This is a genomic window from Cellulophaga fucicola, from assembly GCF_900119145.1.
Classification (GTDB): domain Bacteria; phylum Bacteroidota; class Bacteroidia; order Flavobacteriales; family Flavobacteriaceae; genus Cellulophaga; species Cellulophaga fucicola.
This window is the reverse complement of record NZ_FPIY01000005.1, coordinates 196,768-212,837: the sequence shown is the minus strand read 5'-3', so window position 1 is coordinate 212,837 and position 16,070 is coordinate 196,768. Positions and strand designations below refer to the sequence as shown.

At 32.1% G+C, this 16,070-nt stretch carries 14 protein-coding genes; 9 read left to right on the top strand and 5 right to left on the bottom strand.

Features of this window, described 5'->3' with window-relative positions; genetic code table 11:
* The first annotated feature begins 258 nt into the window (after positions 1-258).
* Positions 259-1,950 (top strand): lysine--tRNA ligase, encoded by a 1,692-nt coding sequence (gene lysS, locus BT107_RS15290; RefSeq protein ID WP_072304705.1) that lies wholly within the window; start codon positions 259-261, stop codon positions 1,948-1,950.
* 126 nt (positions 1,951-2,076) lie between these two features.
* Here lysS and yiaA read toward each other — a convergent pair whose 3' ends face one another.
* The gene (gene yiaA, locus BT107_RS15285; RefSeq protein ID WP_072304704.1) at positions 2,077-2,556 is read right to left on the bottom strand and encodes an inner membrane protein YiaA; all 480 of its coding nucleotides are present in this window, start codon (positions 2,554-2,556) and stop codon (positions 2,077-2,079) included.
* A 149-nt stretch (positions 2,557-2,705) separates the two neighbouring features.
* Here yiaA and BT107_RS15280 point away from each other — a divergent pair, with 149 nt between their 5' ends.
* The 5 genes from BT107_RS15280 to BT107_RS15260 all read left to right on the top strand — a co-directional run bounded on the left by BT107_RS15280 (position 2,706) and on the right by BT107_RS15260 (position 9,765).
* Entirely contained in the window at positions 2,706-4,214 is a 1,509-nt protein-coding gene (locus tag BT107_RS15280; protein ID WP_072304703.1) for a hypothetical protein, read from the top strand.
* Between the two features lie 73 nt (positions 4,215-4,287).
* Positions 4,288-5,718: an SLC13 family permease gene (locus tag BT107_RS15275; RefSeq protein WP_072304702.1), complete on the top strand. Its 1,431-nt coding sequence runs from the start codon at positions 4,288-4,290 to the stop codon at positions 5,716-5,718.
* Between the two features lie 354 nt (positions 5,719-6,072).
* Positions 6,073-8,553, top strand: a complete 2,481-nt coding sequence (locus BT107_RS15270; protein ID WP_072304701.1) for a zinc-dependent metalloprotease — start codon at positions 6,073-6,075, stop codon at positions 8,551-8,553.
* 346 nt (positions 8,554-8,899) lie between these two features.
* Positions 8,900-9,079 carry a hypothetical protein gene (locus tag BT107_RS15265; protein WP_072304700.1) on the top strand — a complete coding sequence of 60 codons (180 nt, stop codon included), beginning with the start codon at positions 8,900-8,902 and terminating at the stop codon, positions 9,077-9,079.
* A gap of 155 nt (positions 9,080-9,234) precedes the next feature.
* Entirely contained in the window at positions 9,235-9,765 is a 531-nt protein-coding gene (locus BT107_RS15260; RefSeq protein WP_072304699.1) for a hypothetical protein, read from the top strand.
* Between the two features lie 52 nt (positions 9,766-9,817).
* Here BT107_RS15260 and hemL read toward each other — a convergent pair whose 3' ends face one another.
* Genes hemL through BT107_RS15240 form a run of 4 tightly spaced genes read right to left on the bottom strand, consistent with a single transcriptional unit; the run spans position 9,818 to position 13,190 of the window.
* Complete coding sequence (hemL, locus tag BT107_RS15255; RefSeq protein WP_072304698.1) at positions 9,818-11,098, bottom strand: glutamate-1-semialdehyde 2,1-aminomutase; 1,281 nt, start codon at positions 11,096-11,098, stop codon at positions 9,818-9,820.
* Between the two features lie 9 nt (positions 11,099-11,107).
* Positions 11,108-11,950, bottom strand: a complete 843-nt coding sequence (locus BT107_RS15250; RefSeq protein WP_072304697.1) for a glucosaminidase domain-containing protein — start codon at positions 11,948-11,950, stop codon at positions 11,108-11,110.
* A complete protein-coding gene (locus BT107_RS15245) occupies positions 11,940-12,848 on the bottom strand; it encodes a 1-aminocyclopropane-1-carboxylate deaminase/D-cysteine desulfhydrase (protein ID WP_072304696.1) in 909 nt (302 codons plus the stop codon). Before BT107_RS15245 ends, BT107_RS15250 begins: the two co-directional genes overlap by 11 nt.
* Before the next feature lie 12 nt (positions 12,849-12,860).
* Entirely contained in the window at positions 12,861-13,190 is a 330-nt protein-coding gene (locus tag BT107_RS15240; protein WP_072304695.1) for a hypothetical protein, read from the bottom strand.
* A gap of 168 nt (positions 13,191-13,358) precedes the next feature.
* On the opposite strand from BT107_RS15240, the gene BT107_RS17570 reads away from it, so the two are divergent.
* The 3 genes from BT107_RS17570 (at position 13,359) to BT107_RS15230 (ending at position 16,064) form a co-directional block, all read left to right on the top strand.
* Positions 13,359-13,520, top strand: a complete 162-nt coding sequence (locus BT107_RS17570; RefSeq protein ID WP_170854747.1) for a C1orf53 family protein — start codon at positions 13,359-13,361, stop codon at positions 13,518-13,520.
* An 82-nt stretch (positions 13,521-13,602) separates the two neighbouring features.
* Positions 13,603-14,157, top strand: a complete 555-nt coding sequence (locus tag BT107_RS15235) for a DUF4136 domain-containing protein (protein WP_072304694.1) — start codon at positions 13,603-13,605, stop codon at positions 14,155-14,157.
* 155 nt (positions 14,158-14,312) lie between these two features.
* Positions 14,313-16,064 (top strand): aromatic amino acid hydroxylase, encoded by a 1,752-nt coding sequence (locus BT107_RS15230; RefSeq protein ID WP_072304693.1) that lies wholly within the window; start codon positions 14,313-14,315, stop codon positions 16,062-16,064.
* Positions 16,065-16,070 lie beyond the last annotated feature (6 nt).

The window sequence follows — 16,070 nt, the reverse complement described above, 5'->3', positions numbered from 1 at the left end:
CTTTTTCTTCAATTTCACTAAAAACATCGTATTTCTTACGTTTTATAGATTGATAAAATCAAATTTTAAACAACCAATAAAAGCATCAAACTTAAAAATAAAGACCATATTATTATAAATTTTAATTGTTTTTAGATTAATGATTTACAACATAGTTACATCAAAATGTAAAAATTATAAATCCTTTTTATTCTATTACGCTTTCTACTTTGATAGATTACCACTTTGTAACTATATTTGCAGCCTTAATATAGATATATGCAGCTTTCGGAACAAGAAATCATCAGAAGGGAAAAATTAGGCAAGCTTAGAGAAATGGGAATAAACCCATACCCAGCAGACCTATATCCAGTAAATACCACCTCTAAACAAGTAAAAGAGAATTTTGAAGAGGGTAAACAGGTGGTTATTTCTGGCCGATTAATGTCTCGTAGAATACAAGGAAAAGCTTCTTTTGCAGAACTACAAGATGGCGAAGGAAAAATACAGGTATATTTTAATCGTGACGAAATTTGTACTGGTGACGACAAAACATTGTATAACGATGTTTACAAAAAGTTATTAGATATTGGCGATATTATTGGTATAGAAGGCGATTTGTTTACAACACAAGTTGGCGAAAAAACAGTAATGGTAAAAAACTTTACATTACTTAGTAAATCTTTACGCCCATTGCCTTTACCAAAAGTAGATGCAGATGGTAAAGTTTTTGATGAGTTTAACGATCCAGAAATGCGTTACCGTCGTCGTTACGCAGATTTAGTTGTAAACCCACACGTAAAAGAAGTGTTTATTAAGCGTACTAAGTTATTTAACGCAATGCGCGACTTTTTTAATGACTCTGGTTATTTTGAAGTTGAAACACCAATACTACAGCCTATACCTGGTGGTGCAGCGGCTAGACCGTTTATTACACACCACAACAGTTTAGATATTCCGTTATATATGAGAATTGCTAACGAGCTTTACTTAAAACGTTTAATTGTTGGTGGTTTTGATGGTGTTTATGAGTTTTCTAAAAACTTTAGAAACGAAGGAATGGATAAAACACATAACCCAGAGTTTACTGCTATGGAGATTTATGTGGCTTACAAAGATTACAATTGGATGATGGATTTCTGTGAGAAATTACTAGAACATTGTGCAATTGCTGTTAATGGTACTAGTGAAGCTACTTTTGGTGAGCATAAAATTAATTTTAAGCCACCGTATGCTCGTGTAACAATGGCAGATTCGATTAAACACTTTACTGGTTTTGATATTACAGGAAAAACAGAAGCTGAAATTCGTGATGCTGCTAAAGGCTTAGGAATAGAGGTTGATGAAACAATGGGTAAAGGAAAACTTATTGATGAGATTTTTGGTGAAAAATGTGAAGGAAACTATATACAGCCTACCTTTATTACAGATTACCCTAAAGAAATGAGTCCGCTGTGTAAAGAACACAGAGATAACCCTGAGTTAACAGAGCGTTTTGAGCTTATGGTTTGTGGTAAAGAAATTGCAAATGCATATTCTGAGCTTAACGACCCAATAGACCAAAGAGAACGTTTTGAGCACCAATTAAAATTAGCTCAAAAAGGAGATGATGAAGCTACAGAATTTATAGATCACGATTTTTTACGTGCTTTAGAATACGGAATGCCTCCTACATCTGGAATGGGAATTGGAATGGACAGGTTAATTATGTTCTTAACCAATAACCAATCTATACAAGAGGTTCTTTTCTTTCCACAAATGAGACCAGAGCGCAAAGCTGTTGCTTTAAGTGATGAAGGAAAAGCGGTATTAAACATTCTTAAAAAATCTGATAAATTACCTTTAGAAGAATTAAAGACTGCTTCTGGTTTAAGCAATAAAAAATGGGATAAAACCATTAAAGAATTAACCAAAAACAATGCTGCTAAAGTAGCAAAAACAGAAGAAGGTTTATTTGTAGAACTTGTTTAACTAGACTACAAACCCATATAAATTTAAAACAGCGTTACTTTTTAGTAACGCTGTTTTTGGTTAAACTAATAACCTTCATCAAAACAAATAGTTTGTGTTTGTTTTAACTTTTAAAATAGTTTAAAACTACTCTTCATTTTTATCATTATCTTCTATATACTTAATATCTCTTGTGTTTTTCTGTACCGCAATAGCAGAAAAAAGACATAGTAAATAAGACATTCCGTAAAATCCTTTTTCACTTAATAACAAATCGGCATTCCATAAACCAACAACCAATAACACAATAGATGCTGTTGCTGCAAACCAACTTATACCGTAATAAATATCTGTTACTTGCACTCCTTCTAACTTATCTCTCACCGCTTTTTGCAGAGATATAACAGAGAACAAACCAAAAAGAAGAATTGTAAAATAATATCCTTTTTCATTTAGTAACATTTCTGCATTCCATAAACCAATACAGAAAGCAACCATACCTACACATAAAGATGTCCATGCAGCTCCAATAAATGCCGGTGTTGGCCTTTGATCGTATACCTTTTTAACTTTTTTCTTTTTTAATTTTGACTCTTTATCTACTGAAACATTTGTTTGATAATCCATAATATTTTTGTTTTGATTATGATGCAAAGATGTAACGCTTTTAAGCCTACAACAACACAAGTTTTACAAAAAACTGACGATATATTTTACATACAATCCATAAAATAACCTATATTTATAGGATATACTTAAAAATAACTGACGATTAAATGACTGATATAAATTTAATTATTTCTACACTTACTATTGAAGAGCAACAACAATTTGTTACATATTTGAAGAAAAAGAACAAAAGAAATGATATTAAAAATATTCAACTCTTTAAGCTATTACAGCAAAACGAGTTGTCTTCATCAGAAATTTGCCTCGCAATATATAAAGCAAACAAAAAAAATGCTTACCACGCATTAAGAAAACGTCTTTATCAATCTTTAATAGATTTTATTGCCAATATAAACTTAGAAGAAGAAAACTCGGTAGACATGCAAGTAATTAAATATATACTTGCCTCGCGTTCTTTTTTACACAACCAGCAGTACAAACTGGCTTATAAAATATTAGATAAAGCAGAAGCATTAGCAGAGGCACATTACTTGTTTTCTATACTAAATGAGATCTACCATACAAAAATTCAATATGCATATGCAAATCCAGAAACAGAGATTAATACTCTTATTGAAACGTTTAAAGTAAACCAAAAAAACCTATTTATAGAAGACCAGCTAAACATTGTGTATGCTAAAATGCGACAAACACTACACAATATTACCTATAAAGGTGACATTATAGATATAGAAACATTACTTAAAACCACATTGCAAGATCACCATATCTCTGTAACCGAGTCTATGTCTTTTAAATCTTTATACCAATTAATAACATTGGTAACCATACCTGCATTTGTAACTAACGATTATTTAAAAACAGAACCTTTTATAATTGAAACCTACTCTATTTTAAAAACACACAAAAGTCAAAGCAAGCAGCTATACTACCATATTCAAGTACTTTTTTTAATTGCAAATACCTTATTTAGAAATAAGAAGTTTAAAGAGTCTTTAAATTACCTAGAGCAAATGAAAACCCAAATGCTACTAAATAGAAAAAAACACTACACTACTTTTAAACTAAAGCATCAGTTTTTACTAGCCTTAAATGCAAATTATTCTAATCAGCAAAAAACAGCCATAGAAATACTAGAAAAGCATATAAATACCAGGCACGAGGATTTAGATTCACTCTTAAAAATACATTTAAGTCTAATTATGTTTTACATACAAGCCAAAAGATATAAAGACGCACACGGTATTTTTTCTAAATTTTACCACACAGATAATTATTACGAAAGTAAAGCTGGTAAGGAATGGGTTATAAAAAAAAACTTAATCGAAATTATTCTACACATAGAACTAAACAATATAAATTTAGTAGAATCTAGATTACTTAGTTTTAAAAGAAATTATTTTAGCTACTTAAAACAAATTAAACAACAACGTGCCATAACATACCTCTCTTTTATAGAAGGGTATTACAAAGACCCTACATATATACAAACGGTTGAGTTTAAAAACAAAGTACAAGGATCTTTTGAGTGGGTAGGAAAAGAAAGAGAAGATATTTTTGTAATGAGTTTTTACGCTTGGTTAAAAAGTAAAATGGAAAACAAACCACTATATGAAACAACTTTAGAGTTAGTACAACTTGCAAGAGAAAATTAATAAAGGCACATTAGTATTAGTTTTTAGTTTGCTCGCAAATTCTATATTTGTACAATTCTTAGCATAACATATTATGGCAATTAGCAAAAAAATTGGACTTATAGTAGGACCACTAGTCTTTTTCTGTATTCTTTTACTACCAAATACACTATTATCTACAAAAGCAGATGCGGTTTTAGGTGTTGCCGCCTGGATGGTTATTTGGTGGATTACCGAAGCTGTTTCAATTTCCGTTACAGCCTTATTACCCCTAATACTATTTCCGCTTTTAAAGATAATGCCACTAGATACCGTTGGTGCAAACTATGGTAGTAAAATAATTTTCTTATTCTTTGGCGGTTTTATACTGGCTTTAGCATTAGAAAAAGTGAATTTACACAAACGCATTGCCTTAAACATTATAAAAATTACAGGAACTACGCCAAATAAAGTAGTACTTGGGTTTATGATTGCTACAGCTGCATTAAGTATGTGGATTAGCAACACCGCAAGTACTGTTGTTATGCTACCCATAGCAGTATCTGTTATAAAATTACTTATTAACGACAAGGACGGCTTTACCAAAAGCGATAAAAATTTTGCATTAAGTGTTATGTTGGGTATTGCTTTTTCTGCAAATGCTGGTGGTATTGCTACTATTATAGGCACACCACCAAATTCGGTATTAATTGGCTTACTAGAAAAACAATACAACATTGAAATATCTTTTTTTAAATGGATGATTGTTGGCCTTCCTTTTTCCTTAGTTCTATTAACCGTAATTTATTTTGTGCTTGTAAAATGGATGTTCCCAAACAAACAACTAGAATTTAGCGCTTCTAAAGATGTCATAAAATCGGAATTAGCAAAACTAGGACCTACTAGCAAAAAAGAAAAAATGGTTCTTGTTATTTTTGGAGTAACTGTTTCTCTATGGATTTTTAGGACACTTATAAATTCTATTTTTCCTAATTTAGGTTTATCAGATACGGTTATTAGTATGATAGCTGCTGTGTCGCTCTTTGCAATACCATTTAACCTTAAAAAAGGAGATTTTATATTAAAATGGAAAGATACAGAGAAACTTTCCTGGGGAATACTTGTCTTATTCGGCGGTGGCTTAGCATTAGCAAACGGAATGGCAACTACAGGTATTATAAATACTGTTACAGAAGCCATATCAAACAGCAACATTAATATTCTCTTTACGGTTTCTCTACTTATACTACTAATGTTATTTATGACAGAGTTAATGAGTAACGTAGCACTTATAACAGTTTTAGCACCAATAGTCGCAGGTATTGCAATAGGGTTAGATATTCCTATGCTACATATACTTATACCCGTAACAATGGCAAGTAGCTGTGCTTTTATGCTGCCAATGGCTACACCTCCTAACGCTATAGTTTTTGCTAGTGGCTATATTAAAGTAAAACAAATGGCAAGGGTTGGTGTTATTCTTAATCTTATATCTGTTGCACTTTTAATTCTAATGTACAGATTTGTACTACCTCTCCTTTTTTAATAAAAAATTTTATAAATAGAATAGCCCCTGCATTGCAGAGGCTATTCAATCGACTAATTCAATCTTACAAAGAGAATTTTATAATGCTTTTTGTTGTTGATTGTTACTTAAATAGACGAATAATAAATCAAAAAGTTACAATAAAAATAAAATTTTAACATAATTTCATTTAAATATCATTTTTTTTAACAAATGTTAATATCTGTTAAACCAAAAACCAACCTGTTAAAAATCAAACTTTTAAATCGTTAAACAGGTAACACAATTCAATTTTTAGTTATGATATCCTTAACATAGAATTAGGATTATTTTACTTTTATTTGTTTTATTCAAAAAATTTAACTCAAACTAACAATGATTAAAAGTTTACCCACCAAACTTCTTTTAGCTGTTTTTTTATTTGGTTCATTAACCACAATAGAAGCTCAGTCTAAAAAGAAGAACAAGAAAAGCAAAAAAAATGCTAAGACAGAAGCTCCCGCTGCTAAACCCAAAAAAGGAGACATTTTACCTTACAGTAAAGTAATTACTAAAGACGCCGTAACAGACGAAGGTCTTTTTAAAGTACACACTGTAGATGATAAACGCTACTACGAAATTCCAGATTCTTTATTAAATAAAGAAATGTTAATGGTAAGTAGAATATCTAAAACAGCAACCGGACTAGGATTTGGTGGTGGTAAAATAAACACACAAATGCTACGTTGGGAAAAGAAAGACAAAAAAGTTCTTCTACGCATTATGTCTACCAGCATTGTCGCAGATGAAAAACTGCCTGTACATGAAGCTGTAGTAAATTCTAACTTAGAACCAGTTTTATATTCTTTTGACATTAAAGCATTAAAAAAAGATTCTCTTAACCCTACAACGGTAATAGAAATCAATGATTTTTTTCAGAAAGATGTAAAAACATTAGGCTTACCAGAACGTAACAGAAAACAATATAAAGTTAGTCGTTTAGACGACAGCAGAAGTTATATTGAAAGTGTAAAAAGTTACCCTTTAAATATTGAAGCTAGACACGTAAAAACATATTTTGCTGGAAACCCACCATCTAACTCAGCTTTAGGATCTATTACAATAGAGATTAATAACTCTATGATTTTACTTCCTAAAAACCCAATGAAAAGACGTTATTTTGACGAACGTGTTGGTTGGTTTGCTCGTAGCCAAGTAGATTATGGTTTAGATGCACAAAAAAGTAAATCTGTTACATATTTAGACAGATGGAGATTAGAAGTTAAAGATGAAGATCTTGAAAAATTTAAAAGAGGTGAACTTGTAGAGCCTAAAAAACAAATTGTTTACTATATAGATAGAGCCACTCCAGAAGAATGGGTGCCTTTTATTAAGCAAGGTATAGAAGATTGGCAAGTTGCTTTTGAAGCTGCTGGTTTTAAAAATGCAATTGTTGCAAAAACACCTCCTACTCCAGAAGAAGATCCAGAATGGTCTGCAGAAGATGTAAGATATTCTGTTGTTAGATATTTAGCTTCTCCTATTCCTAATGCAAATGGCCCTCACGTAAGTGACCCAAGAACAGGTGAAATTTTAGAATCTGATATTAACTGGTACCACAATGTAATGACATTATTACGTAACTGGTTCTTTGTACAAACTGCAGCTATTAATCCTGATGCTAGAGGCGTTGAGTTTAAAACTGAAGTTATGGGTAGACTAATACGTTTTGTATCTTCTCATGAGGTTGGCCACACATTAGGTTTACCACACAACATGGGCAGTAGTCCTGCATACCCTGTAGACTCTTTACGTTCTGCATCTTTTACTAAAAAATATGGTACAGCACCATCTATTATGGATTATGCTCGTTTTAATTACATAGCACAACCTGGTGATGAAGGTGTTGCATTAATGCCAAACATTGGCTTTTACGATAAATACTCTATTAGCTGGGGTTACCGTCCAATCTTAGACAAATCTGCTAAAGAAGAAAAGAAAACTTTAGATGCTTGGATTTTAAAGCACGCTGGAGATCCTCTTTATCGTTTTGGAAAACAACAATTTGGAGTTATAGATCCTAGTTCGCAAACCGAAGATTTAGGTGATGACGCTATGAAAGCTAGTGATTACGGTATTGCTAACTTAAAAAGAATTGTTCCTAATTTAATTAAATGGACAGCAGAAGATGGTAAATCTTATGATGATTTAGATGAATTATACGGACAAGTTCTTGGACAATACAATAGATATATGGGCCACGTAGCAAACAATGTTGGTGGTGTTTACGAAGATTATAAAACGTATGATCAAGAAGGTGATGTTTACACTCACGTTCCAAAAGAAAAGCAAAAAAGAGCAGTAACATTCTTACACAAACAATTATTTACTACTCCTACTTGGTTATTAGATAACAATATACTTAACAAGATTGAAAATGCTGGTGCTGTAGAGCGTATTAGAAGCACACAATCTAGAACATTAAGTAATCTTTTAGACACTGGCAGAATGGCTCGTATAATAGAGAACGAAGCATTAAACGGTTCTGAAGCTTACAACCTTACCACAATGATGTCTGATGTTAGAAAAGGCATCTGGAAAGAACTTAGCACAGGAAGATCTATAGATACGTACAGACGTAATTTACAACGTGCTTATGTAGACCGTATGGAGTATTTAATGACTACTGATCCTAAATCTTCTAGATTTGGCACAGCTGTAAACGTAAGTCAGTCTGATATTAGAGCCGTTGTTAGAGCAGAATTACAAACGTTAGAGCGTTCGGTAAAATCTGCAGCTGCAAACTCTTCAGGTATCAGAAGAGCTCACTTAAAAGATATACAAGAAAGAATAGGTGCTATTTTAGACCCTAAATAAAATAGAAAAAACACACTTTATATCAAAGGCTGCAATGTATGTTACATTGCAGTCTTTTTTTTGTAACATACTAATAAACAAACCCCTATATCTCACAACAGTTTAGTAACACTTTCACAACAACTTTACCACTATTTTTGTATTAAATGAGCTAAATACGTGTATTTCATCTATTTAATTACGCACTTTATCCTGTTTATTCATTTTTTTTAATATATTGCAGAGAGTAAACAACATAATATTGATGTTTCACAACTATTAAATGGTTGTTTTACAACAAGATTTTTTAATTATTAATTAACCTAGGTATCTTTGATATAGAACCGATATAAAAACCCCAAATCTTATGTCATACAAATTAAAAAGCTTAGTTTATTTTTCTTGTTTAGTTCTTGCTATTATTGCTTATGGCGCAATGGATAACGAAAACGTTTTAGATGAAAAAGATAACACAGCTCAACTTCACAACCTAGAAGAGAACACAAACAATAATGACTTAATTGTTCAGTTAACTGAAGAAGAATAGCACTGTTGAAAAAATTAAAAAAAAGTCTGAAACTTTAGAGTTTCAGACTTTTTTTATGCCTTATAATTAATGTTAAAACCATACTAAAAAGCACATTGCAATTAAACTATTTTAAAAATCTGATGTCAAAATAGAGAACAATAAAAAATAGTAGTATGAAAAAAATAACACTAATAATGGTTTTAATGCTAGGCGTTTTAACTATTTCTGCACAGGAAAAACCAAGAGATTCTAAAGACGCAAAACACAAAACACATAGAAAAAAAGGCGGCAAAAAAGGAATGCATAGAATGGCACAATTTACGCCAGAACAGATCGCTGTTTTGCAGACTAAAAGAATGACACTTGCTTTAGATTTATCAGATGCGCAGCAATCTAAAATTAAAACACTAAATCTAAAAAATGCAGAATTAATTCAACAAAAAAGAGAAGAAAGAAAAGATAAAAAAGAGCGCACTAAGTTATCTCCAGAAAAAAAGTACGCCATAGCTAACGCAAAGTTAGATCATCAAATAGAGCATAAAAGAGCATTGCAAAAAATTCTATCAAAAGAGCAATATGCACAATGGGATAAAATGCACAAAAGAAAGTCTCACACTCTTAAAAAAAGAGGTATGCATAATGCAAAAGACAGAAAAGACAGAAAAGATAGAATGGAGAAAAGAGAAAAGACTATGAAGTCTTAATACAAAAAAGGGAGCCACTTGGCTCCCTTTTCTAATTTATTTCTATTTACAATTACAGATCTAAACTCTCTAAAGCCGCAATAGTATCATCTAAATCTTTATACGATAATGCATCGTTTAAAAAATAACTTTCAAAAGCACTTGGCGGCAAATACACACCCTTACTTAACATTCCGTGAAAATATTTTTTAAATGTATCGTTATTCCCTTTCGCTGAAGATTCAAAATCTATAACTGGCTCATCAGTAAAATGAACAGAAATCATACTACCAAATCTATTAATTTGGTAAGCAATTCCTTTTTTATCTAAAGCCTTCTCTAAACCTTTATGCAAGTATTCTGTCTTCTCTGCTAAACTTCTAAAAATATCAGGATTATTATTTAACTCAGTTAACATAGCCAAACCAGCACTCATAGCTAACGGATTACCACTTAAAGTTCCTGCTTGGTAAACAGGTCCGTTTGGAGCTAAATAATCCATAATTTCATCACGAGCAGCAAAAGCACCAACAGGTAAACCGCCACCTATAACCTTACCAAAAGTTACAATATCTGCATCTACACCTAAAACTTCTTGTGCACCACCTCTTCCTAAACGAAAGCCAGTCATAACCTCATCAAAAATTAACAAAATACCTTCCTTTGTACACAACTCTCTTAAGCCAGTAATAAATTCTTTAGAAGGTATTATACACCCCATATTACCAGCAACTGGTTCTATAATAATAGCTGCAATTTCTCCTTTGTTTGCAGCCACCATAGAAGTTACATTATCTAAATCGTTATAATTTGCCAATAAAGTATCTTTTGCCGTTCCTTCTGTTACACCAGGACTGTTTGGACTACCAAAAGTAACCGCACCACTACCCGCTTGTATTAAAAAAGAATCTGAATGGCCGTGGTAACAACCTGCAAATTTTATAATCTTATCTTTTCCTTTAAAACCTCTTGCTAGCCTTACAGCACTCATACAAGCTTCTGTACCACTATTTACAAATCTTATTTTATCTATGTTAGGCACCATAGAAACTGCCAGCTTAGCTAACTCGGTTTCTATTTCTGTAGGCATACCAAAAGAAGTTCCCTTTTTAGCTTTTTCTATTACTGCATTAATTACAGGATCGTAAGCGTGACCTAAAATTAACGGCCCCCAAGAAGCTATGTAATCTATAATCTTGTTTCCATCTTCATCATACAAATAAGCGCCTTTTGCCTCTTTTACAAAAATAGGTTCGCCACCAACAGCATTAAAAGCTCTTACAGGAGAATTTACACCACCTGGTATGTATTTTTTTGCTTCGTTAAAAAGTTCACTGCTTCTTTTATAAATCATTTTTAAGATTTAATTTTTAGTATATTTTACAATAAGTTCTTGACCTACGTGTAGGTTTGTATTTTTTAAATTATTTAACTCCATTAGCTCAGGTACACCCATAAAGTACATTTTAGAGATAGCGTACAGTGTTTCACCTGCTGCTACTTTATGTCTTTTAACAACATACTCTTTTGGACTTCTAGGTTCTGCTTTATGCTTGCCATCAAACTTATGAAGATTGTATTTTTCTATTAGATAAATTAATTTTTGTGGGTATTTAGGATCTGTTGCATAACCTGCCTTACGCAAACCCTTTGCCCAACCTTTATAATCTTTACTCCCTAGGTCAAATAAAAAAGAGTAACGCCCTCTAGTTGTTAAAAATAAACTGTGATCTCTAAAAGAATACATTGGATGATTGTATTTTCTAAAACACTCTCCTTTTTCATCATCATCATGGTAATCATAATCACCCTCCCAACCGGTATGGCATTTTATGCCAAAATGATTATTTGTTTTACGAGCCAACTCACCCTTTCCAGAACCACTTTCTAAAATTCCCTGTGCTATAGTTATACTTGCTGGTATACCATAAGATTTCATTTCATCTTGAGCTATTGCTGCAAAGGTATTTATATAATCGTCTGTATTTTCTATTGCAAAACTAACAAAATGGCCTTCATCTTTTGGCAACCCCATTGGCTCCCCTGTTGTTTTAACATCTCCTCTAGGTGATACAGTAACAACTCTTTTATGATTTTTTTTTGTAGTGCTTCTCTTTGCTTTACAGCTAGCAAAAAAAACTAACAATACAACTACACCCAACTTAGAAGCTAACCTTAAACTATTTTTATATATACTAATACTCATTAATAAGTGGTAATTTTTTCTTTTTCAATAAACTATTCATTCCTTCTATGCCTTGTAATCCGCCAGTATGTATTGCTACAATTTTAGTGCCAGGCGCAAAATAATCTTTACGCACAAGATCTAAAATACCAAACAACATTTTAGCTGTGTAAATAGGATCTAAAGGTATGTTTGTTTCTGTTCTAAAGTAATTTATAAACTCTATTAATTCTTGCGTTACCTTTGCATAACCTCCAAAATGATAGTCTTTTAACAACTCCCAATTTGTCTTGTGAGCAAATTTACAAATATCTTCTTTTAAAAAATCACCTTTTAACGCAGGAAAACCTAAAACGCGTTGGTTTTTATTGGTAGAATTTATAACCCCAGCTATTGTACCACCAGTACCCACTGCACTGCAGACAATATTAAACATACTATCTTCTGCCGTTAAAATTTCTTCACAACCTTTAACAGCTAAGTCGTTTGCACCACCTTCCGGTAGAATAAAACTGTCTTTATATTGATGTTTTAATTCGGTTAAAAAATCAGGATTGTTCTTTTTTCTGTAAGTTTCTCTGCTCACAAACTTAAATTCCATTCCGTTTTTTTTAGCAAAAGAAAGTGTTGGGTTTTGCTGCCATTTACCAGCTAACTCTTCGCCTCTTATTACCCCAATAGTTTTTATGCCATTCTCCTTGCCTGCATAAGCAGTTGCCGCAATATGGTTAGAGAATGCACCTCCAAACGTAAGTATAGATTTAGCATTTAATTGTTGTGCTTGTAGTAAATTGTATTTTAATTTTCTAAACTTGTTCCCAGATATAAAAGGATGTAACATATCTTCTCTTTTAATATAGAGCGATATATTTTTTTCTGTTAGAATAGGAAGCTGTACTTGCTGATTTAAAACTTTCACGTTTTATTATTTTCAGCGCCAAAGATATTTAATAAAACTGAAGGGTCTACGTTCATTTAAATAATTAGGGTTATCTTCATTAAAATAAGCCTCACGCTCAAAACTAAGATTTTGATATGCCTTATAACTATCCCTGTAAACTAAACAACGTATTGCAAATTCTGATAAATACAAAATGTAAAAAGGTAAAACTAAAAGTTCTAGTTGTTGCCTTAAATGTATTTTTTCGTGATTAATTAATGTATCATCTGCCTTTAGAGCATCACTCTTTAAAATTATAAAAGGCCATAATGATAGGCCTACATAATTTTTTCTAAAGAAGAGTTTTGAAACTAAAATCATATATTGGGATTAATTAACAATGTCAAATTTAATAGGTTAGAACATAAATTATACCATTTTTAAGACACAAAACGTTCAACCACTAAAAAACACCGATTACCAACTATTTTTCTATTTTAACAATTGCGTTTTTACGTACTTAATGGAAAAACACGTAATTTTACAAATATGAAAAAAATACTTCAACCTATAGAGGGCGATTATTATTTATCAAAAGAAGGATACAGAGTCTTTACAGAGCAGTACCACACAAGAAGAGGTTATTGCTGTGAAAGCGGTTGCAGACATTGTCCTTATGGCTATAACACAAAGACAAATACTCAAAAATAAATTAAAAAGCACTTAAGACCAATCATTTAGAACGTAACGGCACAGTTTTTGTGTTATTTTTATAAACTAAAACATCAAAAATATGAAAGCATTAAAATTAGCAATAGTACCTATACTTGCTCTGGTTCTTTTTAGCTCTTGTACTTCGGTACGTGTATTATCTGATTATGACAAAGAAGCAAGCTTTGACACATACAAAACATATGCTTTTTATAAGACAGGAATAGATAAGGCACAAATATCTGATCTTGATAAAAAAAGAATTTTAAAAGCAATAGACGCAGAAATGAGTTCTAGAGGTTTTGTAAAATCTAGTACTCCAGATATCTTAGTTAGTATTTTTACCAAAGAAAAAGAACGTGTAGATATTTACAACAACTACTGGGGTGGTGGTTTTGGTTGGGGTTGGAATCCTTACTACTACGGTAATGGTTTTAACAGAAATAATGTTTCTACAAGCACAGAAGGTTCTTTATATATAGATCTTATAGACTCTAAAAACAAAGAGCTTGTTTGGCAAGGTCGCGGTATTGGTACATTAAACAACACTAGCAACATAGAAAAGAAAGAACAACGTATAAGAGAATTTGTTTCTCAAATACTTGAAGCTTATCCGCCGGAGTTAGCTTCTAAATAAATAATATCAGCCGCTTTAAAAAAGCGGCTTTTTTTTGGTTTAAACTCAATAGTTTCTCTTTGCTATAATTGTTTATTTCAGCTAAATAAAACTAAAATCATTTTCCAATTTCGTACCTTTAATGCCATTAAGTTAAATAGCTAACATAACGTGCAATGTCTTATACAAGTAATTACATATTAGATAAACTACCTACACATTTAAAACAGTATATAAAACCTCAAGACTATGAGGATTATACACCAATTAACCAGGCTGTTTGGCGTTATGTAATGCGTAAAAACGTAGATTATTTAAGTAAAGTTGCACACACATCTTATATAGACGGATTAAAAAAAACAGGAATCTCAATAGAGAACATTCCAAACATGTATGGTATGAACCGTATTTTGGAAGAAATAGGTTGGGCAGCTGTTGCTGTAGATGGTTTTATACCACCTTCTGCCTTTATGGAATTCCAAGCATATAATGTTTTAGTTATAGCTTCAGATATTAGACAACTAGGAAATATAGAATACACACCTGCACCAGACATTATTCACGAAGGTGCTGGGCACGCTCCTATTATTGCAAATCCAGAGTATGCAGAATACTTAAGACGTTTTGGCGAAATTGGCTGCAAAGCTATTTCTAGCGGTAAAGATTACGAATTATATGAGGCTGTTAGACACTTATCTATTATAAAAGAAGCTGCAGGATATGACCAAAAAGAAATAGAGAAAGCAGAAAAACACGTAGAAGATTTACAAAATAATATGGGCGAACCTAGTGAAATGGCGTTGATTCGTAATTTACACTGGTGGACTGTTGAGTATGGCTTAATTGGCACTACTGAAAACCCTAAAATATATGGAGCAGGTTTACTTTCTTCTATCGGAGAAAGTGCTTGGTGTATGACGAATGAAGTAAAAAAATTAAACTACTCTAGTGAAGCTGCTCATAAATCTTTTGATATTACCCAACCACAACCTCAACTTTTTGTAACACCAGACTTTGCTTTTTTAAGTCAGGTTTTAGAAGAATTTGCTAATACAATGGCTTTACGTACTGGTGGTTTAGATGGGGTAAACAAACTTATAGACTCTAAAGCTTTAGGAACCATAGAACTTAGTACTGGCTTACAAATTTCTGGCGTTTTCTCTAATGTATTAACACATAAAGGAAAACCAAGCTACATACAAACTACAGGTAAAACTGCTTTATCTTATAGAGAAAAAGAATTAGTTGGCCATAGTACAAAACACCACGCAGATGGTTTTGGCTCTCCTATAGGAAAACTTAAAGGTATTAATTTGGCCATAGAAGATATGAGTCCGCGCGATTTAAAAGCGTATAATATATTTGAAGGACAAACCATTACACTAGAATTTGAAGGCGGTATTAAAGTTGAAGGAAGCATTATAACTGGTACACGTAACCTTAAAGGTGAAATTGTTCTAATTACATTTGATAATTGTACGGTAACAAAAGAGGAAACAGTATTGTTTAGTCCTGAATGGGGACTATACCATATGGCTGTTGGAGAAAACATTGTATCTGCTTTTAATGGCCCTGCCGATTTAAGTAGTTTTGATTTAATTACACACAGCATTACTGAAGAAACTATTAAAGCAAAACAAACAGAAGCTAATACGGAGCTAGAAAAACTATACAAACAAGTACGCGAGTTTAGAGAAGGCATTAACACTACTATTTCTAGAAACAAAGTTTTTAAGGAAGTAAAAAGTAACTATCCTACAGATTGGTTATTACCAGTTGAGTTATACGAATTGGCAAAAGCTAATAATGATAATGATTTTGCGAAAGAAATTGTAGATCACTTAGAGACCGTAAAACAAAACAACCCTAAAGTTGGACATTTAATTGATGACGGTTTGGAGCTAGTAAACAAAAGTTTAGTTGCATAATTGCAA

Bases quoted from the DNA above. Each gene is read 5' to 3' on its own strand.
- lysS (WP_072304705.1), top strand. From the start codon at position 259: ATGCAGCTTTCGGAACAAGAAATCATCAGAAGGGAAAAATTAGGCAAG.
- yiaA (WP_072304704.1), bottom strand. From the start codon at position 2,556: ATGGATTATCAAACAAATGTTTCAGTAGATAAAGAGTCAAAATTAAAA.
- BT107_RS15280 (WP_072304703.1), top strand. From the start codon at position 2,706: ATGACTGATATAAATTTAATTATTTCTACACTTACTATTGAAGAGCAA.
- BT107_RS15275 (WP_072304702.1), top strand. From the start codon at position 4,288: ATGGCAATTAGCAAAAAAATTGGACTTATAGTAGGACCACTAGTCTTT.
- BT107_RS15270 (WP_072304701.1), top strand. From the start codon at position 6,073: ATGATTAAAAGTTTACCCACCAAACTTCTTTTAGCTGTTTTTTTATTT.
- BT107_RS15265 (WP_072304700.1), top strand. From the start codon at position 8,900: ATGTCATACAAATTAAAAAGCTTAGTTTATTTTTCTTGTTTAGTTCTT.
- BT107_RS15260 (WP_072304699.1), top strand. From the start codon at position 9,235: ATGAAAAAAATAACACTAATAATGGTTTTAATGCTAGGCGTTTTAACT.
- hemL (WP_072304698.1), bottom strand. From the start codon at position 11,098: ATGATTTATAAAAGAAGCAGTGAACTTTTTAACGAAGCAAAAAAATAC.
- BT107_RS15250 (WP_072304697.1), bottom strand. From the start codon at position 11,950: ATGAGTATTAGTATATATAAAAATAGTTTAAGGTTAGCTTCTAAGTTG.
- BT107_RS15240 (WP_072304695.1), bottom strand. From the start codon at position 13,190: ATGATTTTAGTTTCAAAACTCTTCTTTAGAAAAAATTATGTAGGCCTA.
- BT107_RS17570 (WP_170854747.1), top strand. From the start codon at position 13,359: ATGAAAAAAATACTTCAACCTATAGAGGGCGATTATTATTTATCAAAA.
- BT107_RS15235 (WP_072304694.1), top strand. From the start codon at position 13,603: ATGAAAGCATTAAAATTAGCAATAGTACCTATACTTGCTCTGGTTCTT.
- BT107_RS15230 (WP_072304693.1), top strand. From the start codon at position 14,313: ATGTCTTATACAAGTAATTACATATTAGATAAACTACCTACACATTTA.